This is a genomic window from Streptomyces silvisoli (genome assembly GCF_029269905.1).
GTDB classification, from domain to species: Bacteria; Actinomycetota; Actinomycetes; order Streptomycetales; family Streptomycetaceae; genus Streptantibioticus_A; species Streptantibioticus_A silvisoli_A.
In genome coordinates, this window is record NZ_JARJBC010000012.1 from 216,324 (window position 1) to 242,840 (window position 26,517).

Consider the following 26,517-nt stretch of genomic DNA (forward strand, 5'->3'; position numbering starts at 1 on the left):
AGGCGGAACGGACCTTTGCGTAACCGTGCAACAATGCGGCTGATCCCCACCTGGAATCGCTGGGATCGGGACCGCAGGATCTAGGGAGGGCGCGTGGCTTCACCCATGGTGAATCGGCGCAGGAACACCGAACTGGTGCTGATAGTCGGCGCCATCGCGCTCGGCATGCTGGGCTACGCCAGCGCCTCGCTGGCGCTGAACGACACCGTGTCCGGCAAGCTCTACATGGTCGGTGGCGTGCTCGGCGTGATGGCACTGGGCGCGCACTTCGCGGTCCGCCGCTTCGCCCCGTACGCGGACCCGCTGATCCTGCCGATCGCGGTGATGCTCTCCTCCACCGGTCTGATGCTCATCGGCCGGCTGGACATCAGCTACAAGGTGGAGTTCCCCAAGAGCTTCAGCGCCAAGACGCCGAACCAGGTCATGTGGATGGCGATCTCGATGGTGGTGTTCGTCGGGGTCATGATCTTCCTCAAACACCACCGGGTGCTGCAGCGTTACGCATACGTGCTGATGACGGTGGCCCTGGTGCTGCTGATAGCGCCGGTGTTCTCGCCCAGCGACACCTACGGCGCCAAGCGCTGGATCCAGCTGCCCGGCGCGACCCTGGAGCCCGACGAGTTCGTCAAGGTGGCCATCGCCGTCTTCTTCGCCGCGTACCTCACCGTCAACCGTGACGCGCTGGCGCTGGTCGGACGCAAGGTGTGGGGGATCAGCCTGCCGCGCGGGCGCAACCTCGGGCCGGTCATCGCGGTGTGGGCGGTCAGCCTGCTGGTGCTGGTCTTCGAGAACGACCTGGGCACCTCGCTGATCTTCTTCGGCGTGTTCGTGATCATGCTGTATGTGGCCACCGAACGCACCGGATGGGTGGTCGTCGGCCTGCTCATGGCGGTGGCGGGCGCCGGAATCGTCGGCTCGACCTCGTCCCACGTGGTCGGGCGTGTGGTGGCCTGGCTGCACCCGATGGACATCTTCCTGCCGCCCGCCCAGCGCCCGGCGGGCCTGGTCTCCGACCAGGCGGCGCAGGCGCTGTTCAGCTTCGGCAGCGGCGGCATCCTCGGTACCGGCCTGGGTCAGGGCCACCCCTGGCTGATCGGCTTCGCCGGGCAGAGCGACTTCATCCTCAGCACGGTCGGCGAGGAGCTGGGCCTGGCGGGCGTCACCGCCGTCCTGCTGCTCTACGTGCTGCTGGTGGAGCGCGGCCTGCGGACCGCGGTCGTGCTCACCGACCCGTTCGGCAAGCTGCTGTCCGCCGGGCTGTCGGCGGCGCTCGGCCTGCAGGTGTTCGTGGTGGCGGGCGGTGTCACCGGGCTGATCCCGCTGACCGGTAAGGCGCTGCCGTTCCTGGCCGCCGGTGGTTCCTCCGCGCTGGCCAACTGGCTGATGGTCGCGGTGCTGATCAAGCTGAGCGACGCGGCGGGCCGGATCTCCGAGGAGGCGTTGAGCCCGACGCCGTCGCTTGCCACTACCTCCGAGGCGCTGACTGCTGTGGTGCCGCGAGCTGCTGGCTGAGCCAGCCGAACGCGGCCGGGTACTCGCTGGTCCACGTCCCGTAGTTGTGCCCGCCGGTGGCGAGCAGCTCGGTCTGCACCCGGACCTTGCTGCCCTGCGCGGCGCGTACGAACTGCTCGATGTAGAACGGTTGGCTGAAACGGTCCTGCTTCGAGGTGGCCAGGAAGATCCCCACGTCTGCCTTGGAGTGCCGGACCATGTCGGTCGGGCTGTTGAGACGGCGCAGCTCGGGGTCGGACAGCACCGACGGGTCACCCGACAGCCGGTCGGGGTCGAGCGCGGCGCCCGCGCCGAACACGTTCGGGAACTCCAGCGGAAGCTTGGCGGCGCAGTAGCCGCCGGTGGAGAACCCCATCACGCCCCAGCTCTTGGGACCGGGGATGGTGCGGAACTTGTCCCTGATCAGGCTCGGTACGTCGGCCGACAGCCAGGTGGCCACCTTGCGGCCCGGGATGTCGGTGCAGTCGGTGTCGACGCTGCCCGGGTTGACCACCGGCATGGCCAGGATGAACGGATGCGCCTTGTTGGCGTCCACCAGCCGCTGGAAGGCGGTGGGCATCCCGCCGTGCTCCAGCCAGGACTGCGGTGAGCCGGGCACCCCGTGCAGCAGCATCAGCACGGGGAACCTCATGTTCCGGTTCTTGGGGTCGTCGTACTCGGGTGGAGTCCACACGATGACCTGGCCGGAGAGCTTGGAGTGCGCACCGTGGAAGTACGTGTCCAGGATTCCGGTTCCGCTTCGGCTGAACTTCGCTCTGGAGGCGGGCGGTCCGGGCATCGCGGCGGCGTTGGCGTTGCTGTTCGTGCCCAACAGGTCCGCCCAGGAGGCGTAGAGCCCGTAGCTGGTGTTGATCCACGCCGCGACCACGGAGATGGCCGTCAACTGACAGAGCAGGATCATGACCAACCGGGACAGCCAGCGCACCGGCCGCGGCCCGGGGATACGGGACCACAGCAACAGGGTGGCCAGGACCATCAGTACCGTCGCTGCGATCAGGACGGCGAAGAACGACGTGCCGGTGAGACTCACGACGTACTAGACGGGTGGAGAGGGGTTGGCGTTCCGCCGGATTCTGCCGATTCACGTGGTTGACGTACTGTTCACCGCCCGACCGCCGAGCCGTTACCGCGGCCGCGTGCCTACGGCTGGCGGCCCTTGGCGCGCTTCCGGTGCGCTTCCGGCGCGGGCGGCGCCAACTCCCTTGCGCTGGCACCGCTTTCCCCGAACGGGTTGGAAACAAGCCCTCGGGTCTATTAACGTTCGATAACGCAACGCCGAATCCCGCGCTCAAGCGCGGGAACCGGGGACCCATCCTCTGGGGTGAATCCGGCCTGTGCAAGGGCCGGTAGGAGACCTTCCTGCTTCCGAACCCGTCAGCTAACCCGGTAGGCGTGAAGGAAGGAAAGGAGTGCGCCACCAGTGGCGTCGCAGCAGCCCGCCTTCGCGGATTCCGCTCCCTCGGCCGATCCGGCCACCCCGGTTGACCCGGCCGCCGGTGACGGGGGTAGGCACCGGCTCCCCAAGCAGCGTTCCGTGTCGCGTGGTTCGACGGTTCTCGGCGTCGCCGCGATAGCCGCGGTCGGCGCTGGCGGGGTGGCCGCCGCCCAGGGCAAGTCCCCCGTCTCGATTCCGGTTTCGGTTCCCGACGTGCTGCCGCAGGTGGTGCACGCCGTCGCCGGTTCGACCGCCGAGCAGCCTCCTGCCGCCGCCCCCGCGGCGCCGCTGGACGCGGGCGAGTCGCTGCTCACCCGGATCCTGGCGCAGGCACAGGCGCAACGGACCACCGCCGACACCGCCGTACGCGAGACGGAGCGCAAGGCCGCCGAGGAGGCCGCCGCCAAGGAGGCGGCGGCGCAGAGGGTGCGCGAGGAGGCGGCGAAGAAGAAGGCCGAGGAGGAGGCGCGGCGCAAGGCGGCCGAGGAGGCCGCCGCCAAGGCGCAGGCGGAGCAGGCCGCCCAACTCGCCACCAGCTACGGCAAACCCGTCACGTCCTACACGCCCACCGCCGGTTTCGGCGAGTCGAGTTCGCTGTGGTCGTCCACCCACACCGGTCAGGACTTCGCCGCACCGACCGGCACTCCGGTGATGGCCATCCACAGCGGAACGATCACTTCCGCCGGGTGGGCGGGCTCGTACGGCTACCGCATCGTGCTGACCCTCGATGACGGCACCGAGCTGTGGTACTGCCATCTGTCCTCGATGGTGAAGACCGGCGGCAAGGTAACCACCGGCGATGTCATCGGCCGAGTGGGCGCGACCGGCAATGTCACCGGCCCGCATCTGCACCTGGAGGTCCGCCCGGGCGGTGGCGGTCCGGTCGATCCGCTGCCCTGGCTGCGGGACCACGGGGTTTCGGTATAACATTCAACAAGAACGCGTACTGAGCGCCCGTTCACCGCTGTTCGGTCGGCGACGCCCGACCGATGCCGCCGTTTACGCCGTGCCGCTCGCGCGTCCCTGAACCGCCGACGGCCCCGGTGCCATCCCCCGACACCAGGGCCGTCGGCGCACCACTTCTCAGTACTTGCGGTCGGCGGCTATCCATGCGGCCGCCGCGACCGTGCCCGCCGCGGTGAACACCGCCGGCCAGGCGCCGACCTTCTTCGCCAGCGGGTGCGAGCCCGCGGCGGCGGCCGCGTACAGCCCGGTCAGCGTGGCGGCCGTCTTCAGCCCGGCCTTGCCGTTCCAGTCCCGCGCGGCGAAGGCACCGGCCACCGCCAGCGCGGCACCGCCCAGCGGCCGCTTCTTGGTCCAACGCGCCACACCGTAACCGCCGACCAGCCCGGCCGCCGCCGCCACGGAACCCGGAATCCTGGGCATCCGCGTTACCTCCCGTTTCAAGGAACTCCTGTGTGGTTCCTGAGACTAACCCCGTCCGAAACGCCGCCGTGCGGTGGGCCGGTGCCTACCGGTCACGCCGTCCAGTTGCGCCCGAGCTGCCTGAGTCCCGCCAGGTCGAAGTCGGTGAACCGCCCGCCGCGGCTGCCGCTGTAGCCGCCGTTCGGGCTGCACATCAGAGGGCGGAAACCCCGGGCGTCGGTGACGCACCTGAACGGGATGTCAGCGCCCTTGGCGTCCTTGGCGTTGGGGTGGTCCAAACCCACCAGGTGCCCTATCTCATGGACGACGGCGTTCGCCTTCCACCAGTCCGGATCCTTCCAGGCCGGGGTCCAGTACTCGCTGTCTATCCTTGCTATGCCGCCGAACGCCGAGTGGTCGACGGTGTCGTAGCAGGGCAGCGCCCGGCTCATCCCCCGCTGCCCGTTCAGCGGCCGGTAGTCGAGGCTCATCACCAGGTGGTGCTTGGTGGGGCAGCCTCCCGTGAAGCCCTCCACCGTGCGGCTCAGGACGAACTTCGCCCCCGTGGCGCTGCTCAACTGGCCGAGTACCGGGGCGATGTACGGGGTCAGCCGCTCCCGGGCGGCGGCCGAGGTGAAGGTGAAGGTGTAGGGCTCGGAGCGGTTGACGGAGTGGATGCCCCAACTGGTCTCTATCGCCCACCCCCGCCCCGAGTAGACCTGCGCCGCGGACGCGGTCGGAGCGGTGGTCACGGCCACCACGGCCGCGACCACGGCCAGCAGCACGGCTGCGGTGCGTGTCTTCATGATCTCCCCCGTGTGATGGTGCGCGTTCAAGTGCCGAACTGGTGAACTCACCCCCGTGGAGCACCAGTTCGACGCTGGACATGACTCTACCGAGGGGCACTGACAATCCCCCTCGGCGATCGGGACGGCCCTGGTCCGGATCTCCGGCTTCCTGTCGGCGTCCCAGGCGGCCGGCGCCCGACAACGACGTCGTCGCGGCCAAGCGCGCCGGGCTCCGGGCCGGGCTGCTGCGGCGTGGGCCGTGGGGATTCGTCGAGCGGGGGCCGGACGGTGGTGCCGATGTGCGGCTCGCCGGGCTGGCCTAGTTGCCCGGTTGGGTGGCCGCGCGGCGCCGAGGTCAGCGGGGCGGGCCGTAGGGGCCGTAGTACGGGGGCGGAACCTGCGGGCCCGGCCAGGCGGGCAGGACCGGCGGGAGCACCGAGTACGCGGCCTGGACGAGGACCGGCTGTGCCAGGGCCTTGCGTTGCCACATGTGGTGCAGCAACTCCTGCTCGCGGACGGCGAAGTCCGGGTCCGCGTCCCCGCGTGCGGCGCGGGCCCGCAGGAACGCGAGCGAGGTGGCGAACGACTGGTACTCGCGCACCGTGCGGGCTGCCGCCGTGCCGCGGGAGCCGCGGGCCAGGTCACGGGCGAGTTTGCGGGCCTTCATCGACGACAGGGCGACCGGTTCGAGCGGCGCGAGCCAGCCTGCCATCGCGTACACCGGCAACTGGGCGCGGATCGTCCGTAGTTCGTTGCCCCGCGACCACACCGCGAGCCAGGCCAGCAGGGCGAAGACCGGGACCATGAAGGCCGCGTAGATCAGCAGGAAGCCGAACTGGCCAAGCGAGGACGAACCGTTCCATATGCCGTGCAGCAGCATGGCTATCGCCCAGCCGCCGAGCGGTGCCAACCAGCGGCGGGCCTGGCCGCGCCGGCTCATCGCGGCTATGCCGAAGCCGACGCCGGTCATGCTGGTGAACAGCGGATGCGCGAACGGGGACATGATCACGCGGATGAAGAACGTGGCGATGGTCGTGGACCCCAGGCCGGTCGAACCCAGCACCTGGTCCTCGCCGAAGGCGTTGCCGATGTAGAGGATGTTCTCGGTGAACGCGAAGCCGGTCGCCGTGATCCCGGCGACCACCACGCCGTCCACGATGCCCTGCACATCGCGGCGCCGGAACAGGAAGATCAGCAGCACCGCCGTGCCCTTGCAGGTCTCCTCGACCAGCGGTGCGACGAAGGTACCGCCCCAGGTGTCGCTCTCGCCGGGGTTCGAGGTGAACGTCGTCGCCAGCAGATGTGTCGCGTAGCTGTTGGCGAGCAGTGCCACGAGGGTCGCCGCGCACGCGCCCCAGGCGAAGCAGAAGACCAGGTTCCGCCAGGGCTGCGGTTCCACGCGGTCGATCCACAGAAACGTTCCGACGAGCAGTGGGACGGGCAGGACGGCCAGCGCCACGCCGACCAGGAAGCCTTCGGTGCCCGTCTGTTGGCGCACTATCGCCAAAATGATCAGACCGCACAGTGCCAGCAGGGCGATCAGCGCTCCGGCGCGCAGCGCCTTGCTCTCCCAGAACGCGCGGCGCGGCTTGTAGCGCCAGCGCTTGGGCAGCGCGAACTGCGGTTGCTGCTCGTACGACGGGACCGGGTGCGCGCCCTGCTGGGCGGGGACGGCGCCGGTCACCGGGGTGGGGTTCGTTCCGTTCGTACCCGGGGCCGGGTAGGCCGGGCCGGTGGGCCCGTACTCGTTCGGCCCGGTGTGCTGGGATCCGGAGGGACCGGGCGAATGCGGGTGCGAGTACACCCGTCGAGCCTAAGGCCGAAGGGGCGGTGTACGCGACGCCGCGTCGGGCTGCCGTTCGCAGGTGGGCGAGGTGGGGGCGCTGCGGGCCGTGGGGCTCAGCGGCGGGTGAAGATCAGGTCGTGCACGACATGGCCCTTCGCCAGACCCTGCCCCTCGAACTTGGTCATCGGCCTGGAGTCCGGACGGGGCGCGTAGCCGTCGTACGCGTTGCGCAGCTCCGGTTCGGCGCTGAGCACCTCCAGCATCTGCTCCGCGTACGGCTCCCAGTCGGTGGCGCAGTGGAAGACGGCGTCGGGGGCGAGCCGGGAGACGGCCAGTGAGACGAACTCGGGCTGGATCATCCGGCGCTTGTGGTGGCGGGCCTTGGGCCAGGGGTCGGGGAAGAAGACCCGCAGGCCCGCGAGCGAGCCGGGCGGCAGCATGTCACGGAGCAGGATGACCGCGTCGCCGTTGGCCACCCGGATGTTGGACAGGCCGTTTCGCTCCGCGAGACAGAGGAGGTTGCCCTGGCCGGGCGTGTGGACGTCCACGGCGAGGATGCCGGTGGCCGGATCGGCGGCGGCCATCTGCGCCGTCGCGTCGCCCATGCCGAAGCCGATCTCCACGATGACCGGGAGGTCTGCGCTGCCGAAGAGTGCCGTGAGGTCGAGCGGCGTGCCGTCGATGTCCAGACCCCACTGCGGCCACAGCCGGTTGATCGCGTCGCCCTGCGCGGCGGTCACCCGGCCGCGGCGCGGGTGGAACGTGCGGATCCGCTGCTCGTGGTGCGCGTCGGGATGCGGACGGGCCGCCGGACCGTTCGGGAACATCGGCGGCTTGCCCTCGCGGGCCGCGCGGGTGTTCTCGGCTTCGACGGTGGACGTGGGGGTGCGGGACTCAGACACAGTGCCCCCAATTCTAAGGGGGCGGCGGAGAAGACCCGGGGCGCCGAGATCCGGGGGCGGAGATCCCCGGGCCGACCCGATGGGCGCGACGGCTACGCGGCGGTCAGCGCTGCCAGGGCCCGCCGGGCCACCTCCCGGCCGATGGGCAGGGACGCGGTCGCCGCGGGGGATGGCGCGTTCAGTACGTGGACGTAAGGGCCGCTCCCCGCGAAGAGGAAGTCGTCGGCCAGGGTGCCGTCGCGCAGCACCGCCTGGGCGCGGACGCCCGAGGCGGCCGGTATCAGGTCCTCCGGGCGCACATCGGGTAGCAGGCGCTGGACGGCGCGGGTGAACGCGTGCTTGGACAGCGAGCGGCGGATCTCGTCGACCTCGTACCGCCAGTGGCGGCGGGCTATCCGCCAGGTGCCGGGGAAGGCGGCGGTCTGCACGAGGTCGCGCGGGCTGACCGTACGCCAGCCGTAGCCCTCGCGGGCGAGCGCGGGTACCGCGTTGGGGCCGATGTGGACGGCGCCGTCCACACCTCGGGTGAGGTGCACGCCGAGGAAGGGGAAGGCCGGGTCCGGCACCGGGTAGACCAGTCCGCGCACCAGGTCCGCGGCGGACGGTGCGAGCTCGTAGAACTCGCCGCGGAAGGGGACGATCCGCATCGCTGGGCGGAGACCCGCGAGGCGTGCGACGCGGTCGCAGTGCAGGCCCGCGCAGTTCACCAGCACCTTGGCGCGGAACTCCTCGTCGGCGGTCGACACGACCACCTCGCTGCCGCGCTGGGTGATCGCCCGCACCTGGCGGCCGTAGCGCAGGTCGGCGCCCGTGTCCTGGGCGAGACGGGCCAGCGTCTCGGTCACCGCGCGGAAATCGCAGACGCCGGTGGTGCCGACATGGATGGCCGCGATGCCGCGTACATGCGGTTCGTGATCCGCTATCTGGGACGGGACGAGTTCGCGCACCGGGATGCCGTTCTCCCTGCCGCGCTGCACCAGGCCGTGCAGGCGCGGCAGTTCCTCGCGCTCGGTGGCGACGATCAGCTTTCCGGTGACCTCGTGCGGGATGTCGTGCTCGGCGCAGAACTTGACCATTTCCGCCGCGCCCTGCACGGCGTAGCGGGCCTTGAGGGATCCCGGGCGGTAGTAGATCCCACTGTGGATCACGCCGCTGTTGCGGCCGGTCTGGTGCTGGGCCGGGCGGAGCTCCTTCTCCAGTACGGTGACCCGGGTGCCGGGGGCGGTGCGGGTGATCGCGTACGCGGTGGACAGGCCGATGATGCCGGCGCCGATCACCAGCACGGCGTCTGCGGTCGCCATCGCGTCACCTCCGTTTCCCTCGGGTCGTCCGCTGGGTGTGGTGCGGGTTCCATCATGGACCGGGGCACTGACAACGGCCCCCTTCTTTCCCGGCCACCCGCCCGTACGGTTCTTTCCCGCCCTCCCACCCGCACGGGGCTCCGCCCCGGACCCCGCACGGGGCTTCGCCCCTGTGCCCCGGTATGGGTGCGGGCCTGCGTCTGGGCGGGAGGGCCGCCGCGCCCGGTGCTGGGGGGCTTCGCCCCGGACCACCGGCGAGGCCCTGCCCCGGTCCGGCGAGGTTTCGGCCCTGCCCCGGTCCGGCGAGGCTCCGCCCCTGTGCCCCGGTGGCCGTGCGTGCCCGCGCCCCCGTGGGGCTCCCCGTGTGGCTGTGCCCGTTAGCGGGTCGTGCCCCAGGCGCGCCCGCGTGCTCTGGCGCTGTCCGCGCAGCGGTCCGCGCCACCGCTGCGTGGCTTCGTGCGCCTCCGTGCTCGCCGGACAGTGAACTGCCCACGGTATTAGCCGACTTGGGGCCGCCGTCCATGTTGGCTGGCCGCCAGGCCCCCGCGGGCTACGCCGGGGCGGCGAGCAGCGGGCGGGCGCGTTCGCGTAGTTCGGCTACTCGGGGTTCGTCGCCGTAGGGCTCCAGGCGGTGCAGTAGGTCGCGGACGTACTCCGTGGTGCGGGCGGAGGAGATGCGGCCCGCGACCTCCACCGCGCGGGCGCCCGCGGCGCAGGCCGCGTCCAGGTTGCCGGACTCCAGTTCCGCCACCGCGGAGACCACCAGGCGCAGACCGTGGGAGCGGACGAAGTCCTCGGTCGGGCGGGACAGCGCGGTCTCGGTGAAGCGCCGCACCTGGCGTGGCACCCCCAGATCGCTGTAGCACTCGGCGGCGTCGGCGGCCAGCCGGTCGTACGAGTAGAAGCCGAGCCACGCCGGATCCGGGTCGCCGTCGCGGGCCCGCTCCAGCCAGCCCTCGGCGGCCGACAGCGCCGTCCCGCACGCCTGCGGGTCGCCCGCCTTCGCATGGGCGCGGGCCTCGATCAGATGGAAGAAGCTCATCGTGCGGGCGGTCGCCAGCCCCCTGTTGCGCTCAAGTGCGGCCTGCGCCAGGTCCACGCCCTCGTCGGCGAAGCCGCGGTAGATGGCCTGCAGGCTCATGGACGCCAACACATAGCCGCCGAGCGGCACATCGGCCGCCGCGCGGGCCAGCCGCAGCGCCTGGATGTAGTAGCGCTGCGCGGCCTCCTGCTGGCCGGTGTCGAACGCCATCCACCCGGCGAGCCGGGTCAGTTCGGCGGTCGCGCCGAACAACGAGCGCCCGACGTCGTCGCTGTAGGAACCGAGCAGCAGCGGCGCCGCCTCCACCCGCAGGCACTCCGGCACCATGCCGGAACGCCAGTCACCGCCCCCGTACTTGGAGTCCCAGCGGCGGGCGTCGTCGGCCGCCTCACGCAGTTTGCGGACGTCCGCGTGGCCGACCCTCGGCACTCCGGACTCCGTCAACTCGCGTGCCACCGAACCATCCGCGGGAGTGATGAGCCAGCGGGACGCCGGGGTCGCGTACGCGGTCACCGCGAAGGAGCCGGTCAGGAAGTCACGGCGGCCCGCGAGGTCGAGGCGCCACAGGTCGGTCGCCGACTTCACCGCCTCGCTGACATCGCGCGGGAAGGCGAGCCCCACCTCGGGCGCCGGATCCGCGTCCGCGAGGCCGATCTCGTGCAACGGCACCGGGCGGCCGAGCTTGCTGCCGATCGCCGCGGCGATCAGATGAGGCGCCGCGCCCTGCGGCACCATCCCCTTGGCCACCCAGCGGGCGACCGAGGTCTTGTCGTAGCGAAGCGTCAACCCCCGTTGCGCTCCGAGGTCGTTGACCCTGCGCGCGAGCCCCGCGTTACTGATCCCGGCCAGGGCGAGCATGGTGCCGAGCTTCTCGTTGGGCCCGCGGTGTTCCCTCGTCATGCGCACTCCTCGTCCCGCTCGCCGCCCCCTGCGTCGCGGGCCGCGGACCGCTTCCCCCGCTGGCCGCCGGGGTCCTGCGACCGCCGACGCCCGTCGCAGGGCATGGGCCGAGACCCGAGCCACCGGGACGCCCGCTCCTCGGGTACACCCAGCGTAGTTCGCCGGATCCCGACCGTTAAGAGGAGTTGTCCCGGATGGCGAGATTCCTGCGCCGCACTGGTGTACGTGCTCCCGGAGTGTGTGGCTGTGCGCCCGTCCGTGCGCTCTGTGCGGGCCGCGGTGATCGCGCTTGCATTGGGCCGTGGGTCGGCCTGCCGTCGAGACTGCGGCTTCGGATTTGTCGGTGGTGGGCCAGGGGACACCGCTGCCTCATTCCCCGCGGGTGGCGGAACCGGTCCGGGGGGCGTGCCGACGCCTCCCGGACTGAGTGTTGGCCCGCGCGTGGCGTGTGGATACCCGCGCGACGTTGGCGAGAAATCGCCGGTTTGGGGATTGCGGGTCGGGGCACTGAGACGGGCTGCCCGTTCCGGACCACGGAGGGGGAGGCCCGGGGCGGGCAGCCTTATACCAGAGCTTTACGCAGTGGCCCAACGGCGGGCGCCCAGCCGCCACTTAATGCGACGCGCACCCCGCCGAACGTGTTCGGTGTACCCCCGCGCCACGCGGCACCCCGCCCGGGGCATACGCCAACCGGCATACGACAGACGGAACAAAACGCGCATACCGCCATATTGGCCCGCATCGGCGGCGCGGGACCACCGCTTCGCCACGCTCCCGTACGCCCCTGACGCTCCACTCCGTGGCAGCATGTTCCCAGAGCAGAGCCCTGATGTTCCCCGAGCGGAGATCTGTCCGGGCCCTGATGGAGCGGCAGTTCGCCGTGGTGCGAAGCCAGTTGTCCACAGCCGGTGGAGGCTGCGATGCGGTGGTTGGTGGGTTGGAGCAGCGCCGTAGCGCGTTCATCGGTCGTCGCCGGTCGGACCCTGCTGCCGGTCGGCGGTCAACTCCTGTGGGGTGACCCTGATCCGCTGTGGGCGGTCGGCGACTGGCGCGCCGACGAGATCCGGGTCATCACGGCCGACCCGACACGCCCCGGAGGCAACGGCGCACACGGCGCGTACGGAAGCGCGTACGGCACCGCGCCCGGATTCGGCTCCGGCCAGCGCAACGGCGGAGGCCCGGTGACCGTCCGCCTCGCCGTACTGGGCCGGTGCCTCGCCAGCGATGACGCGCTCCGCATCGGGCTCTACGCGGCGCGCGGCGGCGCGCTGCGCCATCTCACCATGTGGGCAGGGAGTTACACCGCGGTGCTCCAGATCGGGCGCCGCACCACGATCGTCGCCGACCTCGCCGGAGCCCGCCCGGTCTTCCACACCCCGTGGGCGGGCGGCACCGCGTACGCCACCGCCGCACTGCCGCTTGCCGACCTCGTCGAGGCGAGCCTGGACGTCACCCACCTCGCCGCCCAACTCGCCTGCCCCGACTCGCCGGAGGCGCTCGGCAACGGCACTCCGTACCAGGACGTGCGCCGGGTGCCGCCCGGTCACGCGCTCATCCTGCGCGAGGGCGCCCCGGAGATCACCGGCTACGAGCCGCACGCCTCCCTCGCGGTCGGAGCGTCCCGTTCCGCCACCGACGCCGAGCAGGCGGTCGCGGGTGTACGGGACGCGCTGGTCGAGGCGGTACGCGCCCGGCTGGCCCAGCCGCGCTACGTACCCGAGCCCGGCGACGCGCCCGCGCCCGGGATCGGCGCCGACCTGTCGGGCGGCAGCGCGTCCGCGACCCTGGCGCTGCTCGCCGCGGGCCTGCCCGGTATGCCGGGAACGCCGATCGGGCTGGGGGCGCAGGCCGGGCAGCGGCTGCGCGCCGTCACCTTCAACGACCTGGCCACCAGCGGGGAGCAGGGGCGCGACGCGGAGCTGGAACGAGCCCGCAGGATGGCGGCCGACCCCCGGCTGCACCACGTGGTGGTGCCCGGCGGTGCCGAGTCCCTGCCGTACGCGGACCTGTTGGACAGCGGTCCGCTGACCGACGAGCCGGGTCCCGCGTTGATCACCGCGGAGCGGCATCGGCGGCGGCTCGCGGCGGGTGGCGCCGACCACTTCATCGGCCATGGCGCGCGCCACGTGCTCGACGCGCACCCCGCGCGGCTCGCCGATCTGCTGCTGGAGCGGCACCGACGCCATCTGCTGCGCCCCGCCGCCGCGTTGGCGCGGGCCGAGGGGGCGTCGGCGCGCTCCGCGTTCGTACCGCTGACGCTGTACCGGGCGGCGCGGCGGCTCGCCCGCACGCCTTATCAACAGGGTGTGGAGGACGCGGCGGGCCGGCTGCTGGCACGGCGCTTCGACGACGCCGGCGCGGGTGGGCTCACGGCGTCACTGGCGGCGCTCACCTGGTGCCGTCCCGGGCCCGCGGCCCGCTGGCTGACCGGGGAGGCGCTCGCCGAAGTATCGATTCGGTTGTCCGACGCGGCTGCCCGGCCCGGCTCCGTGGGCCGTCCCGGCGAGCGGCGGGCCCGCGCGGCGCTCGCCCGTGCGGCGGCTGATCTGCGGGTTTTCGAGCAGGCGGTGGAGGTGCGGAGCCAGCGGCTGCATGCGCCGTTCCTGGACAACCAGGTGGTGCGGGCGGCGCAGGCGCTGCCCGAGACGATGCGGGTGCGGCCCGGAGCGCGGGCCTCCGTGCTGCGCGCGGTACTGGCGGGGGCCGGGGTGCACGATCTGCCGCCCGGGTGGGGCGCCACGACCAACGCCTCCGGCGCGGTACGGGTAGGGCTGCGCGCCGCTGTGGACGACCTGATGGACCTGTTCAGCGCGCCGCTGCTGGCCGACGCCGGGCTGGTCGACGCGCGGGTGGTACGGGGGGCGCTGCGCTCGGCGGCGGACGGGGAGGCGTTGCCGCTCGACGGGCTGGGGGAGTTGGTCGCGACGGAGGTCTGGCTGCGGCGGCTGCTGGCGCGACGGGGGTCGTGCTGGACGGGGCCCGACGCGCCGGGAGTACTCGCGCTGGCCTTTCGGGCGATCTCGCTGCCGCCTACGCACTAGCCGGGCCTGGGGTTCGCCCACCCGCCTGCCCGTTCGCCGTCGGCCTTTGGTGCGCCGTCGCACGCGGTTGGTCGCGGGTCCGGTGGCCCCGTGGGAAAAGCGGGTTGGCGCGTGGGAGATCATCCCCCACTCACAAACCCGCGGCGCGGCCGCGAACCGGAACGTGCACAGTCGGCGGCGATCGGTCGGGCAGTGCGAAAACTCCGAACCCTGGCAGGGCCGCACCCAGGGGGCGGGGGAGAATGAGACGTGCGCTACCAACTCCTCGGCACGACGGAAGTCGCCGGAGCCCCGCTCGCCGGGGCCCGTCTGCGCGCCGCCCTCGCTGCCCTCGCGCTCCGTGCGGGGCGCCCCGTCGCGCCCTCCGTGCTCATCGACGAGGTGTGGGGCGGCGACGAGCCCGAGGACGCGCACGGTGCCCTGCAAGCGCTGGTGTCCCGGCTGCGCCGGGCCCTCGGCCGGGACGAGGTCGGCTCCGGCCCGGCCGGCTACGTACTGCACGCCAAGGCCGAGGACGTCGACCTCTTCGTGTTCGAGCGCCTGACGAAGGACGGCGCCACCGCGCTCGGCGAGGGAAACGCGGCGGCCGCCGCGAGCGCGCTGGACGAGGCCCTCGCGCTCTGGCGCGGCCCGGCGCTCGCCGATCTCCCGGACCGTTCCGCCGCCGCCCGCTGGGAGGCCCTGCGGCTCACCGCGTTGCAGCACCGCGCCGAGGCGCACCTCGCGTTGGGACGCGCCGCCGACGTCCTACCGCAGTTGCAGGAACTGGTGGCCGAGCATCCGCTGAACGAACCGTTCCGCGCCCAGTACATCCGTGCGCTGCGCGCGGTCGGCCGTACCGCCGACGCCCTGGCGGCCTACGAGCAGACCCGCACCGCCCTCGCCGACAGCCTGGGCACCGACCCCGGTACCGAACTGCGCGCGCTGCACGCGGAGTTGCTCGACCCCCGTCCCCCATCGCGCCAACCACCGCCCGCGCCCCCGGCCCCCGCCGCACCCGGCAACCTCCGTCCCCGCCTCACCAGCTTCGTCGGCCGGGAGGACGACCTGCGCGCACTGCGGGACGACATGGCCCTGCACCGGCTGGTGACCCTCGTCGGGGCGGGCGGCTCGGGAAAGACGCGGCTGGCGGAGCAAGCCGGAACCGAACTCGCGGCCATGTACCCGGACGGGGTGTGGGTCGCCGAGCTGGCGCCCGTCGCCGATCCGGGCGGGGTGGCCCGCGCGGTGCTCAACTCCGTAGGCCGTAGCGACACCGCCTTGCTGACGAGCACGGCGCCGGTCGCCGAGCCCACCGAGCGGCTGCTCGAACACTGCGCGCACCGCCGCATGCTGCTGGTCCTCGACAACTGCGAGCACGTCATCGGCGCCGCCGCCCGTACCGCCGAGGCGCTGCTGGCACACTGCCCGGGAGTGACCGTGCTGGCGACCAGCCGGGAACCGCTGGGCGTGCCCGGCGAGGCGGTCCGCCCGGTGGAACCGCTGCCTCCGCCCACCGCGTACCGGCTGTTCGCCGAGCGCGCCGCGGCCGTGCGCCCCGGCTTCGACGCGGACGCCGACCACGAGGCGATCGCCGAGATCTGCCGCCGCCTGGACGGCCTGCCGCTCGCCATCGAACTCGCCGCCGCCCGGCTGCGCATGCTCACCCCGCATCAGATCGCCGACCGGCTGGACGACCGCTTCCGCCTGCTGACCAGCGGCAGCCGCACCGTGCTACCGCGTCAGCAGACGCTGCTCGCGGTGGTGGACTGGTCCTGGGGGCTGCTCGACACCCGGGAGCGCACCCTGCTGCGCCGGGTGTGCGTCTTCTCCGGCGGCTGCACGCTGGCCGCCGCCGAAGCGGTGTGCGCCGACGGCACGGAACTGCGCGAGCGGGACGTGCTGCACCTGATCGGGTCGCTGGTGGACAAGTCACTGCTGGTCGCCGAGGAGTTGCCGGACGGGGTGCGCTACCGCTTCCTGGAGACCATCCAGGAGTACGCGCGGGAGCGCGCCGCCGAGCATCCGGACGAGGTCGCCGCCACCGCCCGCCGCCACACCGCTTACTTCCACGACCTGGTGCGGACCGCCGATCCGAAGCTGCGCACCGGGGAGCAACTCCCTTGGCTGGAGCGGCTGGAGACCGAGCTGGACAACGCGCGCGGCGTGCTGAAGCGGGTGATCGACGAGGGTGACGAGGAGACGGCGATCTCGATGGTCTCCGCGCTCGGCTGGTTCTGGTGGCTGCGCAGCTACCGGGACGAGAGCGCCGGGTGGATCTCGCGGGTCGTCGCGCTCGGCGAGCCGCCGACGGATCGCAGCGATCCGCTGTTCATGTCGCGGATGGATCTGCGGCTGGTGCAGTTCTTGCTCAGTGCCGACCGGGCGAGCGTGGCGGGGGTGGTCCACGACGAGGTCAAGGCGGTGGCCCGGCAGATCAGAAGCGTCTACGCCGAGCCGGGGCCGCACAGCGCGCGCTTCCCCGGACTGCTGTGGCCGTTCGTCGGATATCACCTGGGCGGACAGCAGGATATTCGGGCGCACACCGACGTCATGGTGGACAACTGCCGTGCGTACGGCGGCGAGTGGGAGCTCGCGTGTGCGCTGACCTTCCGCACGCACGTGATCATCGACATGCCCGGTGGGCTGAACACCGCCGATGCCGACTGGGCGGAGCTGGCCGAACTGGCCGAGCGGGTGGGGGATCGCTGGCTGATCGCCCAGGTGCGTACCGCCAGGGCCGAGTTGGCGATGGCGCGCGGCCAGTACGCCACCGCGCGCGCCGACCTGGAGGCCTCCATCCGGCTGTGCGAGGAACTGGGCGCGCGCGCTGAGCACCCGTTTCTGGTGGCCAGGCTGGCGGAGTTGGCCACCAGGGAGGGTGATGACGCGACGGCCGAGCGACTGCTGGAACAGGCGGAACGGGAGGCCGACCACTATGGCGTCTGGGATGCCCGTACGTATATCCGCTGTCTGCAAGGCACTATCGCCGCACGTGCGGGCGATGTATCCAGAGCCCGTGAGCTGTGCGATATCGCCCGAGCCGAGGCCGAACTGGGCACCCCGCCGCCGATGTTCACCGCTTTCCTCACCGGCCTGGACGGCGATGTGCTGCTCGCCGAGGGCAAGCGGCCCGAGGCGGTGGACACGTTCCGCCGCGCCCTGCACGAGGGCATCGCGGCGCAGTGCACCGAACCGCTGCTCGCCACCCTCGCCGAGCGAGCCGCCGTCGGCCTGCTGGAGTTGGGCCGACCCGCGGACGCGCTGCGGATGTTGGGCGCGGCGACCACACTGCGCGGTTCGCTGGCCCGACCGGTGCCGGAGCGAGCCGACGCGGCACGGGTACACGACCAGGCCCGTGCCGTGCTGGGCGACCAGGCCCACGACGCCGCGTACGCGGAGGGCCTGCGGCACACCGTCGGCGAGGCCGTCGAACTGCTGGACGGCGTCACCGGCAACTGATGCGTGACCGCGCCCAGTCCGCGAGGTTCAGGAACGGCCCGCCGCCCGCGTCCCGTACGACCAGGCGCAGCGTCCTGTACCCGGTGAGGTCGGCGTGCACCGGCACCGGACCGCTGTCCGCGGTGACCACGCCCGAGGTGAACAGCGGGGTGTCGTCGCCGTAGACCTCGAAGCGCACCGCGCCGCCCTCCGCCGACAGGTCGTCCAGCCCGGCCACCGCGTCATACGAGGTGCAGGCGCGGTTGAGGTCGATCTCGACGGACGAGGGCGTGTGCACGCTCACCCCGTCCGGGTAGTTGGTGCCGTCCATCTCCAGGTCGTAGCGGTGCCACAGCCAGTTGAACGCGTCCGGCCGCACCTCCGGTCCCGTGCCGTCGCCGAGGACGCCCAGCGGTAGCTCGTTGAGCTGGTAGACGGTCGGCGGCGCGAGCGGTGGCGGCGTCGGCGTCGGGGTGGGCGACGGGGCCGGCCGGGGCGCCGGTGGGGTGGGCTTGGGAGTTGGCTTGGGCGACGGGGTCGGGGTCGGCGTCGGGGTCGGCGTCGGCGTCGGCAGGGCGACACGGGCGGGTGAGGGCGGCGGGGCACTCGGCCTAGGGGTGGGAGCCGGCGCCGGGGACGGTGGTGATGCCTTCGGTACGGGGCCGATGGGCGCGGCCTTCACCGGCGGCTTGGCTTCCGCCTTCGGCGCGGGGTGGTCGTTGCCGAGCAGGACGGCGGCGATCGCCACTCCGCCCGCCGCGACCACCACGCCCGCCGCGATGCCGATCTTCGCGGGCATCCCCACGCCCTCGGCCGCCGCCGCACCGCCCGCCGCGCCGCCGGAGCCGGAGGCCCCGCCGGCCCCCGCCGCCGCACCAGCACCGGCCGCCGCTCCCGCGCCTGCCGCGCCGACCGCGGCGATCCCGGCCGCCTTGGCGACGTAGGACGCGGCGAACCACCCGATCGTGGCAACCGGCAGCAGGCCCTTGAGGCAGGCGTTGACATCGGCGAGGTCGGCCGCCGCCGCACGGCATCTGCCGCATGTCTCAAGGTGCTTGCGCAACTCCCGGTCCGCGCGCAGCCGCAGACCGCCGCGGGCATGCGCGCCGAGCCGGTCCGCGTGCCGGGCGCACTCGCCTTCGGCGGTCAGCGCGGAGCTGACATGGGCCTGGAGATAGGCCTGGCGCAGCCCCTCACGGGCCCGGTGCGCCAGCACCGCGGTCGCGTTGGCGGTCAGGCCCAGCAACGGGGCGATCTGGCTGGGCGACTCCTGCTCGACAGCGGTGTGCCACAGCACCGCCTGCCACCGCTCGGGCAGGGTCTTGAATGCCTTCACCGCGAGCGATTGGTCGGCCTCCTGCATGGCCCGCACATCGGCGCCGGGATCCGTCCCGGCACCGAACGCCCCGCTCCCGCCGCTGCTGTTCGCACCGGCGGCGCCGACCGCGAACACCGCGAAGTCCTCGACCAGTTGCTCCCGTTTCGCACTGCTCGTCCAGGATGCCGCGACCCGCCGCACCGTCGTCAGCAGATACGCACGTACCGCCGCGTCCGGCCCGGCGCCACCGCGCACCGCCTGAAGGGTGCGGGCGAACACCTCACCGGTGAGGTCCTCCGCGGTGTAGGCGTCCCGGCAGCAACCGCGCGCATAGCGGCGTACCGCGTCGGCGTGCCGCCGGTACAGCTCCTCGTACGCGCTGTCGTCACCGTCACGCACCCGTGCCACCAACTCGGCGTCGGACGGCGGCAGTTGACCACCACCCGAGCGCTCGCGCTGCTGCGGTACGAACTCGTCGGCCGCGCCGCGTCCGCCGCCGGACCGCCCGGGGGCGTCCGCCGCGCCTGGGGCGCCCGCACCCGCGGGAGCCTGGCCCGGAACCCGCCGGTGCAGCCCACGGCCGGGTCTGGGGCCCTCGCCGGAGCCACCGGAGCCACCGGAGCCACCGGAGGCCTCGGAGCCGCCCGCATCCCGGCCGTCACCGGACCGCGCGCCGCCAGTGCCCCGAGAGTCGTCCTGTCCGTCAACGCCCATCGCGCAAGCTCCACAACCCGCCGCCGCACCAAGCCACGGCCAAGGGTCGCACACCCCCATGACGCACGCTCCGGGCTGTCACCGGAACCACTCGTCCGGGCAGACTTCCCGCTTCGCACCTGAACGTTCACCCGTACGAGGGTGACCATCCGCCGCCGGACCGTGGGCGGCACGCCCCGATCCAGTGGCGGACCGGCGGCCGACTACGCCGTACGTATCTGCGGACGCGACCGAAGCCCCTCCAACAGGATCTCCAACAGCCGCGCCGAAGCCGCCGCCTGCTGCGCCGCGTCCGGCAGCGAAGGCGCCGCGGTGGCTATCACCAACAGCACGTCGGCCACTGCCACATCGGGCCGCAACTCGCCCGCCGCACGCGCCCGCTCGACCAGTTGGCCGACCACCGTGAGTAGCGCCGTGATGCCGCCGTCGTGCTCCGCGCCGACCGTCGAGCGCGGCTCGACCAGCCGCGGCGACTCAGGCCCGTGGCCGTCCACACGGTGCGGCACGACCGCCACCGACTCGCGCTGCTGCGGAACCCTGGCCTCGGCCAGCTCGGGCGCGCTGGTGTCCACCCGCAGCACCTGCGGCGGCAGCAGCCGCCCTGCCCCGGACGCCACCGAGGTGCGCAGGAACCGCGAGAGCGCGGCCCACGGATCGTCCTCCTGTCCGAGCGCGGCGCGGGCCTGCTCGGTCAGCCGGGCGGTCTCCTCCTCGGCGATCCGGCGCACCAGCACGTCCTTGCTGGGGAAGCGCCGGTAGACCGTGCCGACACCCACCCGGGCGCGTCGCGCCACGTCCTCCATCGGCGCGCCGTAGCCCAGCTCGCCGAAGACCTCGCGCGCCGCCCGCAGCACATGCTCCAGATTGCGCTGGGCATCCACCCGCAGCGGTGTGCCCCTGCCCCCCGAACCCCCCGTCGTCAGGCCGTGCGCACGTCCATGGGCACGGCCGTGTCCGTCACCGTCAGTGTTGATGGTCATCGCCCACTGCGGGTCCTGAATATGCATATGTATCCCCCGGTTGTGACGTCTCCCCCCGGAGACTCCCCCAATGTCCCTTCGGTGCCGGGCACTTGCCCGTACCGATGACGTACCGCTGTACGAACATAGTTGAGCCCAGGTCAAGAATGAAGGGGGAGGTTCCGCCCGGACCGCCCCGATCGCGTACTTCCCCGGACTGCCTTCCAGCATCGTACGAGTCTGTGAGCCAACCATGATCGGCCTGTGGACAACGTTGTGCGGCCCTGTGGACAAACCACCGCTTGTCGGTGCGTCATGGGAAGGTGACACAGCCAGCACGGATCCTGGTGGTCGGCGGCGGATACGTCGGCATGTACGCGGCCCTGCGCCTCCAGCGCAGGCTCAGGCGCCGCGAGGCCGAGGTCGTCGTCATCTCGCCCGACCCGTACATGACGTACCAGCCGTTCCTCCCCGAGGCGGCCGCCGGGTCCGTGGCGCCCGCGCACGTCATCGTGCCGCTCCGGCGCGTCCTGCCCCGCTGCCAGGTCGTGGTCGGGGAAGCGCGCCGCGTCGACCACGCCAGACGGACGGCGTATGTCTCCACGCCCGCCACCCGCAGCGAGGGCGGCGGCGACGCCGAGCTGCGCTACGACGAGATCGTCCTCGCCCCGGGGTCGGTCTCCCGCACCCTGCCGATCCCCGGACTGGCCGAGTCCGGCATCGGGTTCAAGACCGTGGAGGAGGCCGTCGGCCTGCGCAACCACGTGCTGGCCCAACTCGACATCGCCTCCTCCACCCGCGATGTCGAGGTCCGCGACGCGGCGCTGACCTTCGTCTTCGTCGGCGGTGGATTCGCCGGGGTCGAGGCGCTGGGCGAGCTGGAGGACATGGCCCGCTACGCCACCCGCTACTACCACAACGTGCTGCCCGACGACATGCGTTGGGTGCTGGTGGAGGCTACCGACCGGATCCTGCCGGAAGTCGGCGAGGACCTCGGCCGGTACGCGGTGCGCGAGCTGCGCGGCCGCAACATCGACGTACGGCTGGAGACCCGGCTGGCCAGATGCGAGAAACGGATCGCGGTACTCAGCGACGGCGCGCGCTTCCCCACCCGTACGGTGGTGTGGACCGCCGGGGTCAAGCCGCATCCGCTGGTCGCCGCCACCGACCTGCCGCGCGACCCGCACGGCCGGCTGCGGGTCACCGCCGCGCTACGGCTGGACGGCACCGAACACGCCTGGGCGGCCGGTGACGCCGCGGCCGTACCCGACCTGACCGCGCAGAAGCCCGGCACCGAGTGCGCCCCGAACGCCCAACACGCCGTCCGCCAAGGCAGGCTCCTCGCCGACAACATCATCGCCACCCTCCGCGGCGGCGAGCCCCAGGAGTACCGGCACGCCCTGATCGGCTCGGTGGCCTCCCTCGGCCTGCACAAGGGTGTCGCCCATCTGTACGGGCGCCAGGTCAAGGGCTACCCTGCGTGGCTCATGCACCGCGTCTACCACCTCAGCCGCCTCCCAACGGCCAACCGCAAGTCCAGAGTCCTCGCCGACTGGACCCTGGCCGCGCTGTTCAAGCGGGAGATCGCGGCACTCGGCTCCCTGGAGAACCCCCGTGCGGAGTTCGAACTCGCCGCAGGCACCGGCAGACAGCCGGACGTCTGACCCCGGCTGGGCCCACCACCGCCCCCAACCGAGGCACTCGCCGCACTGCCACATCCGTCCCTCGCCAACTACGCTCCAACACTGCGATGGTGACGGCGGGTACGCCCGTACCTGCGAAGAGTGACACATGCGCCTGACACGGGCAGAGTGTGACACAGAAGAGAAACTGGGCGTTTACCCCACGGCCGCCCGGCAGAGCCACCCGGTACGACAGCACGAGGCATCAATCTGTGAATCTGACGCGCTGGAGCGCCCGGCTCCCCGGAACACAGCGACGCGCGGCGGCTGCCGCCGCGGCAGCGGATCCCACCGCCACACCGGGCGCCACCGGTGCCACGGGATCCGTCCCCGCCGCCCGCGCGGCGCGGCACCCCGGGGCGACCGCGGCCGACCAACTCTCCGTCCATGACGTCCTCGGCCAGGTACCGGCGCTGATCGCCATCACCTACGGGCCCGAGCACCGCACCGGGTACGTCAACGACGCCTACACCGAGGTCTTCGGCGCCCGCAAACCCGGCGAACCCGCCCGCGAATCGCTGCCCGAACTCGCCGAACTGGGCCTGTTGCCGCTGATGGACCAGGTGCTGCGCAGCGGACGCCCGCGCACCGTCAAGGCCCGCAAGGTGACCTGGGCGTGTGGCGCGAACGAGGAGCAGCGCAGCGGCTACTTCACGTTCACCTGCACCCCGTTGGCGAACACCGCGCTGGAGAAGGCCGCGGCCGAGGGTGCCGCGGAGGGCGGTGTGCTGGTCTTCGCCGCCGACGTCACCGACCAGGTGCGCTCCGCCGAACGGCTGCGGGCCAGCGAGCGGTTGCAGCGCGAGGCAGCCGTCACTTTGCAACGCAGCCTGCTGCCACAGGAGTTGGAGCAGCCCGACGACCTGCGGGTGGCCGCCACCTATCAGCCCGGCGGCACCGAGGCCGCCGTCGGCGGCGACTGGTACGACGTGATCACCCTCGGCGCGGGCCGCACCGCCCTGGTGATCGGCGACGTCATGGGCCGCGGAGTACGCGCCGCCGCCGTGATGGGCCAGCTGCGCACCGCCGTAAGGGCGTACGCCAGGCTGGACCTCCCGCCGCACGAGGTGATCCAACTCCTCGACGGGCTGGCCGCCGAGATCGACGCCAGCCAGATCGCCACCTGCGTCTACGCCGTCCACGACCCCAGCGAGGCCCGGCTGACCTACGCCTCCGCCGGGCACCTGCCCATCGTCATCCGTGCGGCGGACGGCACCGTCCACCGCGCCGAGGGGCCGACCGGCCCACCGCTGGGCACCGGCGGCTGGCTGCACGCCTCGGGGTCGGTCCCGCTGGAGCCCGGCGCCACCGCCGTGCTCTACACCGACGGGCTGGTGGAACGCCGCGACGAGGACATCGACGAGGGCGTCGCCGGGCTGGAGCGGGCACTGGCCGGAGCCAGCGGCACCCCGCAGGTCATCTGCGACCGGCTGCTGCGCACGCTGGGCGTCAGCTCGGACCATGACGACGACGTGGCGGTACTGGTGCTGCAACACCCCCGGCACACCGGGGCCGAAGCGGAACTGTTCCGCAACGCCTCACTGGACCTGCTCGGCGGCGTCGAAGCGGCGCCCCGGGCACGGGCGTTCGCCACCGGGGTGCTCGCGTCCTGGCGGTTCCCGGTGGAGTTGCGGGACCTGGGCGTGCTGGCCACCAGCGAGCTGGTGGCCAACTCGCTGCAACACGGCACCCCGCCCATGCGGTTGCGGCTGCGCCGCACCGACCGGCGACTGATCATCGAGGTGACCGACGGCGACGACCATCTGCCACGGCGGCGGCGCGCCGATCCCGGAGACGAAGCGGGCCGCGGGATCGCGATCGTCGCGACCATCGCCTCCTCATGGGGCTCGCGGCGGACACCGGGCGGCGGGAAGACCGTCTGGTGCGAGTTCGCCCTGCCGGGTACCGGCGGCTGACCGCTCAGGCCGCCGCCACCACCCGAGCCGTCTCCGCGGACGGCGCGGACACGGCGGCGGCACGCATCGGCGAGTCCTGTACAGGAGTGAGGCGCCGCCCCAACCGCAGCGACAGCACGGTGATCGCCAGTGAGCAGCCGACCAGCATCACGATGTACGGCGTGTACAGCCCAAGGCCCGCCAATATGCCGCCGACCAGCGGCCCGACGGCCAACGCGAGCTGCTTGACCAGCGCGAACGCCGAGTTGTACAGCCCGACCATGCGGCCCGGGGCCAGATCCGCCACCAGCGGAGCCACCGTCGGCGCCAGCAGCGCCTCGCCCAGCCCGAACAGGGCGTACGTGGAGATGATCGCCCCGGTCGCCCACATCTGGTGCCCGTGGATCAGCCCGGAGGCGCCAGCCGCCAGCCAGGCGACCGTCCATATCAGCCCCACCGCCGCAATGACGCGGGTGCGCCGACGCCGCTCCACGGGCTTGAGTACCAGGAACTGCGCGATCACGATGACCGCCGTGTTGGCGGCCAGCGCCACGCCCAGGGTGGCGGGCTGGATACGGGTGACATCGGTGGCGTACGCCGACAGTCCGGACTCGAACTGCCCGTAGCAGGCGAAGAACATCACCGCGCCGAGCACGCACAGCTGCACCATCGACCGGTCCGCGAGCAACGCCCGCCAACCGCCGATCCGCTCACCCTCCGGCGCGTCCTGGATGTCCTCGATCGCGACGGTACGCGGCAGCCGCACGGTCGCCACGATGGCGGCCAGCACCAGGAACATCGCCGCCTCTATGGCGAACAGCCGGGTGAACGAGCCGGGGTGGGCGGTGTCCACCAGCAGCCCGCCGAACAGTCCACCTATGCCGAGCCCCAGGTTGTTCAGGAAGAACTGCGTGGCGAAGGCGCGCGAACGCGTCGTGGTGCTGGAGCACCAGACGATCAGCGTGGCCAGCGCGGGCTGGATCACCGCCATGCCCGCACCGAGCACGCCGGAGGAGACGATCGCCATCGGGGCCGACGTCGCCAACCCGAACCCCAGCGAACCGACCGCGGAGACCACGGAACCGACGAGCACTACGGGCAGCGGACCCCGCCGGTCGATGACCCGACCGGTGAACGGCAGCACGACCAGCGCGGCGGCGGCGAAAGCCCACAACACCACGCCCGCGGTGACGGCACCAAGATCTCGAACCCGCGCCACGTAGACGAACAGGAACGGGACCGTGAAGCCGTTGCCGAACGCGCTCAGCGCGTTCCCGAACTGGATCCGGCGCAGCGCTGCGCCCATTGCCGTGGTCACACTCACCTACCTCTGGTGCGAGAGCCCGTGGTCTACGAGCTCGAAGACTTCAACCCTAAACTTCGAAGCTAAAATATACATGGCCGAAGACTTAAGTGCGAACGACTTCCATGGGATACTCGGCACATGACCGCAGCCGACGAGCCGCCCCATGAGCCGGCGGAGCTAGACCTCGACGAGCAGATCGCCATCTACCAGCGCGAGTTCCCCGAGGTGGACCCGCAGATCGAGAAGGTGGTCTCGGCCCTCCAGCGGCTGAACCGGCGGATGAACGTCGCCTACGGGCGCCAGGTCGCCGAGCTCGGCATAAGCAACGCCGAGTGGGAGGTACTCAAGGCCCTCGTACTGGTCGGCAAGCCCTACCGCCTCGGTCCCGGCGATCTGGCCAAGCGCCTGGGACTGACCCCCGCCGCGATGACGCACCGCATCGACCGGATGGTCGCCGAGGGTCTGGTGACCCGCGAGCGCGACGAGTCCAACCGGGTGCGGGTGATCGTCGAGCTGACCGACGAGGGCCGGGGCAAGTGGCTGGAGGCCATGAGGATGGCGGCGGGCTTCGAGTCGGAGCTGTTGCAGGACCTGTCCTCCGAGGAACTGGCCACGCTCGGCGGGATGTTGGCGAGCGTTCTGCACCGGGTGGACCCGGATGCGACGGACGGCACCGAAGCGAGTTGACACGGGCCCGGCCCATCCGTAGTGTTCTCCGAGTTGCCCGGCGTGAGCGCCGACTCCGGTCGGTCCGCGGGTGACCATTCCGCAAACGCAACCGACTAGCTGTCGCAGCTTTTTCGTGCGTGTTTTCGGAATGTGGAACCGGAATTCGCTCGATTAGACCGAGCGGCCAAGGATCCGCTAAAGTCTCACTCGTCGGAACGGCCGCGAGGCCGGAAAGACAAACCAAGCAGGAAATCCCGCCAGCGGGAATCGGGTCCGAAAAGATCTGATAAGCTGGAGAAACCGAAGGGAAAGCCCGGAGGGACCGGTGAGACGGTCTCGAAGGAAGCTTCCGTTCCTTGAGAACTCAACAGCGTGCCAAAAGTCAACGCCAGATATGTTGATACCCCGTCCATCTCGGACGAGGTTCCTTTGAAGAAATAACACAGCGAGGACGCTGTGCACTACCGGGATTATTCCTCCTG

The 26,517-nt window shown here is 72.0% G+C and carries 17 protein-coding genes and 1 riboswitch; of the genes, 7 read left to right on the top strand and 10 right to left on the bottom strand.

Annotated elements, in window-relative coordinates; translation table 11 throughout:
* Positions 1–105 precede the first annotated feature (105 nt).
* A complete protein-coding gene (locus P3G67_RS20210) occupies positions 106–1,512 on the top strand; it encodes an FtsW/RodA/SpoVE family cell cycle protein (protein WP_269858719.1) in 1,407 nt (468 codons plus the stop codon).
* Here the strand turns inward: P3G67_RS20210 and P3G67_RS20215 are convergent.
* Positions 1,466–2,542: an alpha/beta hydrolase gene (locus tag P3G67_RS20215; RefSeq protein WP_276094684.1), complete on the bottom strand. Its 1,077-nt coding sequence runs from the start codon at positions 2,540–2,542 to the stop codon at positions 1,466–1,468. The two genes, P3G67_RS20210 and P3G67_RS20215, sit on opposite strands and share 47 nt — an antisense overlap.
* Positions 2,543–2,775: 233 nt before the next feature.
* Positions 2,776–2,920, top strand: a riboswitch (cyclic di-AMP (ydaO/yuaA leader).
* 12 nt (positions 2,921–2,932) lie between these two features.
* Between P3G67_RS20215 and P3G67_RS20220 the strand changes: the two genes are divergently transcribed.
* The gene (locus P3G67_RS20220; protein ID WP_276094685.1) at positions 2,933–3,874 is read left to right on the top strand and encodes a M23 family metallopeptidase; all 942 of its coding nucleotides are present in this window, start codon (positions 2,933–2,935) and stop codon (positions 3,872–3,874) included.
* 156 nt (positions 3,875–4,030) lie between these two features.
* Here the strand turns inward: P3G67_RS20220 and P3G67_RS20225 are convergent, their stop codons facing one another.
* The 6 genes from P3G67_RS20225 to P3G67_RS20250 form a co-directional block, all read right to left on the bottom strand.
* The gene (locus P3G67_RS20225; protein WP_276094686.1) at positions 4,031–4,333 is read right to left on the bottom strand and encodes a hypothetical protein; all 303 of its coding nucleotides are present in this window, start codon (positions 4,331–4,333) and stop codon (positions 4,031–4,033) included.
* Positions 4,334–4,425: 92 nt separating this feature from the next.
* Positions 4,426–5,118: a hypothetical protein gene (locus tag P3G67_RS20230; protein WP_276094687.1), complete on the bottom strand. Its 693-nt coding sequence runs from the start codon at positions 5,116–5,118 to the stop codon at positions 4,426–4,428.
* 337 nt (positions 5,119–5,455) lie between these two features.
* The gene (locus P3G67_RS20235) at positions 5,456–6,784 is read right to left on the bottom strand and encodes a PrsW family glutamic-type intramembrane protease (protein ID WP_276094708.1); all 1,329 of its coding nucleotides are present in this window, start codon (positions 6,782–6,784) and stop codon (positions 5,456–5,458) included.
* Between the two features lie 215 nt (positions 6,785–6,999).
* Positions 7,000–7,788 carry a tRNA (guanosine(46)-N7)-methyltransferase TrmB gene (gene trmB, locus P3G67_RS20240; protein WP_391858304.1) on the bottom strand — a complete coding sequence of 263 codons (789 nt, stop codon included), beginning with the start codon at positions 7,786–7,788 and terminating at the stop codon, positions 7,000–7,002.
* Positions 7,789–7,880: 92 nt separating this feature from the next.
* A complete protein-coding gene (lhgO, locus tag P3G67_RS20245; RefSeq protein WP_276094688.1) occupies positions 7,881–9,089 on the bottom strand; it encodes an L-2-hydroxyglutarate oxidase in 1,209 nt (402 codons plus the stop codon).
* A 550-nt stretch (positions 9,090–9,639) separates the two neighbouring features.
* Complete coding sequence (locus P3G67_RS20250) at positions 9,640–11,031, bottom strand: MFS transporter (RefSeq protein ID WP_269858710.1); 1,392 nt, start codon at positions 11,029–11,031, stop codon at positions 9,640–9,642.
* 920 nt (positions 11,032–11,951) lie between these two features.
* Here P3G67_RS20250 and P3G67_RS20255 point away from each other — a divergent pair.
* Together P3G67_RS20255 and P3G67_RS20260 are read left to right on the top strand one after the other, a co-directional pair.
* Complete coding sequence (locus P3G67_RS20255; RefSeq protein WP_276094689.1) at positions 11,952–14,072, top strand: asparagine synthase-related protein; 2,121 nt, start codon at positions 11,952–11,954, stop codon at positions 14,070–14,072.
* Between the two features lie 249 nt (positions 14,073–14,321).
* On the top strand, positions 14,322–17,513 hold the full coding sequence (locus P3G67_RS20260; protein WP_276094690.1) for a BTAD domain-containing putative transcriptional regulator: 3,192 nt from the start codon (positions 14,322–14,324) through the stop codon (positions 17,511–17,513).
* On the opposite strand, the gene P3G67_RS20265 is transcribed toward P3G67_RS20260, so the two are convergent.
* Positions 17,500–19,524, bottom strand: a complete 2,025-nt coding sequence (locus P3G67_RS20265) for a sigma-70 family RNA polymerase sigma factor (protein ID WP_276094691.1) — start codon at positions 19,522–19,524, stop codon at positions 17,500–17,502. The genes P3G67_RS20260 and P3G67_RS20265 overlap by 14 nt on opposite strands.
* Positions 19,525–19,727: 203 nt before the next feature.
* Positions 19,728–20,531: a TetR/AcrR family transcriptional regulator gene (locus tag P3G67_RS20270; RefSeq protein ID WP_391858305.1), complete on the bottom strand. Its 804-nt coding sequence runs from the start codon at positions 20,529–20,531 to the stop codon at positions 19,728–19,730.
* 323 nt (positions 20,532–20,854) lie between these two features.
* Here P3G67_RS20270 and P3G67_RS20275 point away from each other — a divergent pair, with 323 nt between their 5' ends.
* Both P3G67_RS20275 and P3G67_RS20280 read left to right on the top strand, forming a co-directional pair.
* Positions 20,855–22,147, top strand: coding sequence for an NAD(P)/FAD-dependent oxidoreductase (locus tag P3G67_RS20275; RefSeq protein WP_276094710.1), 1,293 nt, complete (start codon positions 20,855–20,857; stop codon positions 22,145–22,147).
* Between the two features lie 230 nt (positions 22,148–22,377).
* Complete coding sequence (locus P3G67_RS20280; protein ID WP_276094693.1) at positions 22,378–24,081, top strand: ATP-binding SpoIIE family protein phosphatase; 1,704 nt, start codon at positions 22,378–22,380, stop codon at positions 24,079–24,081.
* Between the two features lie 4 nt (positions 24,082–24,085).
* Here the strand turns inward: P3G67_RS20280 and P3G67_RS20285 are convergent, their stop codons facing one another.
* Complete coding sequence (locus P3G67_RS20285) at positions 24,086–25,378, bottom strand: MFS transporter (protein WP_276094694.1); 1,293 nt, start codon at positions 25,376–25,378, stop codon at positions 24,086–24,088.
* A gap of 126 nt (positions 25,379–25,504) precedes the next feature.
* Between P3G67_RS20285 and P3G67_RS20290 the strand changes: the two genes are divergently transcribed.
* Entirely contained in the window at positions 25,505–26,053 is a 549-nt protein-coding gene (locus P3G67_RS20290; RefSeq protein WP_276094695.1) for a MarR family winged helix-turn-helix transcriptional regulator, read from the top strand.
* The last annotated feature ends 464 nt before the right edge of the window (positions 26,054–26,517 follow it).

What these genes read in the sequence shown, in the direction of transcription:
- P3G67_RS20210 (WP_269858719.1), top strand. Translation starts at nt 106, where the DNA reads ATGGTGAATCGGCGCAGGAACACCGAACTGGTGCTGATAGTCGGCGCC.
- P3G67_RS20225 (WP_276094686.1), bottom strand. Translation starts at nt 4,333, where the DNA reads ATGCCCAGGATTCCGGGTTCCGTGGCGGCGGCGGCCGGGCTGGTCGGC.
- P3G67_RS20230 (WP_276094687.1), bottom strand. Translation starts at nt 5,118, where the DNA reads ATGAAGACACGCACCGCAGCCGTGCTGCTGGCCGTGGTCGCGGCCGTG.
- lhgO (WP_276094688.1), bottom strand. Translation starts at nt 9,089, where the DNA reads ATGGCGACCGCAGACGCCGTGCTGGTGATCGGCGCCGGCATCATCGGC.
- P3G67_RS20250 (WP_269858710.1), bottom strand. Translation starts at nt 11,031, where the DNA reads ATGACGAGGGAACACCGCGGGCCCAACGAGAAGCTCGGCACCATGCTC.
- P3G67_RS20255 (WP_276094689.1), top strand. Translation starts at nt 11,952, where the DNA reads ATGCGGTGGTTGGTGGGTTGGAGCAGCGCCGTAGCGCGTTCATCGGTC.
- P3G67_RS20265 (WP_276094691.1), bottom strand. Translation starts at nt 19,524, where the DNA reads ATGGGCGTTGACGGACAGGACGACTCTCGGGGCACTGGCGGCGCGCGG.
- P3G67_RS20270 (WP_391858305.1), bottom strand. Translation starts at nt 20,531, where the DNA reads ATGCATATTCAGGACCCGCAGTGGGCGATGACCATCAACACTGACGGT.
- P3G67_RS20275 (WP_276094710.1), top strand. Translation starts at nt 20,855, where the DNA reads ATGTACGCGGCCCTGCGCCTCCAGCGCAGGCTCAGGCGCCGCGAGGCC.
- P3G67_RS20290 (WP_276094695.1), top strand. Translation starts at nt 25,505, where the DNA reads ATGACCGCAGCCGACGAGCCGCCCCATGAGCCGGCGGAGCTAGACCTC.